This window comes from Schleiferilactobacillus shenzhenensis LY-73, from assembly GCF_000469325.1.
GTDB classification, from domain to species: domain Bacteria; phylum Bacillota; class Bacilli; order Lactobacillales; family Lactobacillaceae; genus Schleiferilactobacillus; species Schleiferilactobacillus shenzhenensis.
The window spans coordinates 27,735-29,346 of the sequence record NZ_KI271606.1 but is presented as its reverse complement, the minus strand read 5'-3'; the positions used below and the strand labels follow the sequence as shown (position 1 = coordinate 29,346).

Below are 1,612 nucleotides of genomic sequence, written 5' to 3'. Positions count from 1 at the left end.
TCCAGGATCGCGGGCATCATCTTGAGCGACTGGCTCGCTGAGTACCCGGCACGCACCAGGTCAGCCATCCCTGCATTAATGCTACTGGTAGAGATACCGTACTGCACAGACCAGTTTTTGCTTGCGGTCGCCAACTGATCCAGCTGCTGCTTGTATTTGCCAGTGACAGCCGCCCCGTTGGTCAACAGAGGTCCAATGGCATCAATCTCACTGTGGAAGTCGATGGCGGCCTTGCTGGCGGCAGTCATCCCGGCGACCACGGGTAGAGTGACCGATGTGGTCATCTTTGAGCCAAAGTTGCTCAGACCGTTACCGATGCTGGTGCTAACCTTGCCGAAGGCCGTTGCAGCGTTAGACACCTTAGTCCAGTTGCTGGATTGCAGCGTGATCTCTTTGGTCAGCGCACTCATCCGGCTATCCAGCTGAGCCGCTTGGGCCGCGGTCTTGTTGTATGCTGCACCCGCGCGAGCGGTCAGCTCTTCTTGCTTCTTGAGCTGTTCAGCGGTCGCCGTGCCGCTCTTGCGCATCTCGTCGAGCTTGGTTGCATAGCCGTCAGCATCAGCCTTCTGCTTTTGCATCTTGGCCTGATACGCCTGCATCTGCCGGCTCATCGCTGCATAGGCTTGCGACATTCCAGAGACTGTGCGCTCGCTACCCTTAAATGCCGCGTCCATAGCCTTTAACTCAGCGGTGCTGGACTTGATCATGGAGTTGAGCGTCTTGGCGCTAGTGTTAAATGGATCAATGTTTAGTGAGACTGTTGCGGCCAGTTGACCGAGTGATCCTGCCATTTGCTATACCTCCTTATCAAGCCCCGCCAAATAGCCAGGGGAATGCCTTATCGATCGTCGTTTCGGGTACGGCATAGACCTCAGCCAACCGGTTGAGGTCACGGATGGTCATTTGGTCGACGTCTTTGAGCGTGTAGCCCTCTTGTAAGCGCGCTTTGTAATAGTTGTTGAGGGCACGGATGCTTTCGTTGACGTCGGACTCGGTGATTTTTTTGGGCGCACGTCCTCCGGCTTAGTGCTGTCGGGATCGTTGAGCGCGTCACCCACGGCCACATTGATACTGGTCAGGGTGTCGAGCTTGGCCGTTGCCCCGTCGATGACCTCCTGGGCACTAAATTGGTTGTGCCAAAAGCGCACGGCAAACGCCGCCAGGTTGGCCTCGTTGATGTCAAAGTCCTCATTGGTGGGGCCCTCTGGGCGGCCATACATGCGGATCTGCTGCTGCTCAACCTTGAGAGCATTGGTCATGTCGCGCAGATCCGGGTCCTCATTGCGGATGTACTCATTGACCTTGCCGTTTTTGTTGATTTTGATTTTGTAAGCCATATTGACCTCCACATCGGCCGCCCACTCGTCTGGGAGTGTACTGTGTTTTTGTGTGGCGACTTCTTATTGGGCATACCTCACGAGGTATGCAGAGCGATTGCTACGCCTTGGGTACGATGTTGGCGTCGTCTGCGGTAGTCGGGAATACCCACTTGCGGAATGTGGGCAAGTCAAAGCCAGTGTTGGCTTCGCGCCCAATGAGCAAGATGTTGCCAGCGTCGCCGCGGGCCACGAAACTACCCTCAGTCTTATCCGGCGTGGGATCAGGAGCGCCA

At 56.1% G+C, this 1,612-nt stretch carries 1 protein-coding gene and 1 pseudogene; both read right to left on the bottom strand.

Annotated elements, in window-relative coordinates:
* A pseudogene (locus L248_RS15400) lies at nucleotides 1-791 on the bottom strand (phage tail tape measure protein); the annotation flags it as partial.
* Between the two features lie 108 nt (nucleotides 792-899).
* Nucleotides 900-1,337, bottom strand: a complete 438-nt coding sequence (gpG, locus tag L248_RS12955; RefSeq protein ID WP_040536830.1) for a phage tail assembly chaperone G — start codon at nucleotides 1,335-1,337, stop codon at nucleotides 900-902.
* Nucleotides 1,338-1,612 lie beyond the last annotated feature (275 nt).

Coding starts and splice junctions, on each gene's coding strand:
- gpG (WP_040536830.1), bottom strand. CDS start 1,337: ATGGCTTACAAAATCAAAATCAACAAAAACGGCAAGGTCAATGAGTAC.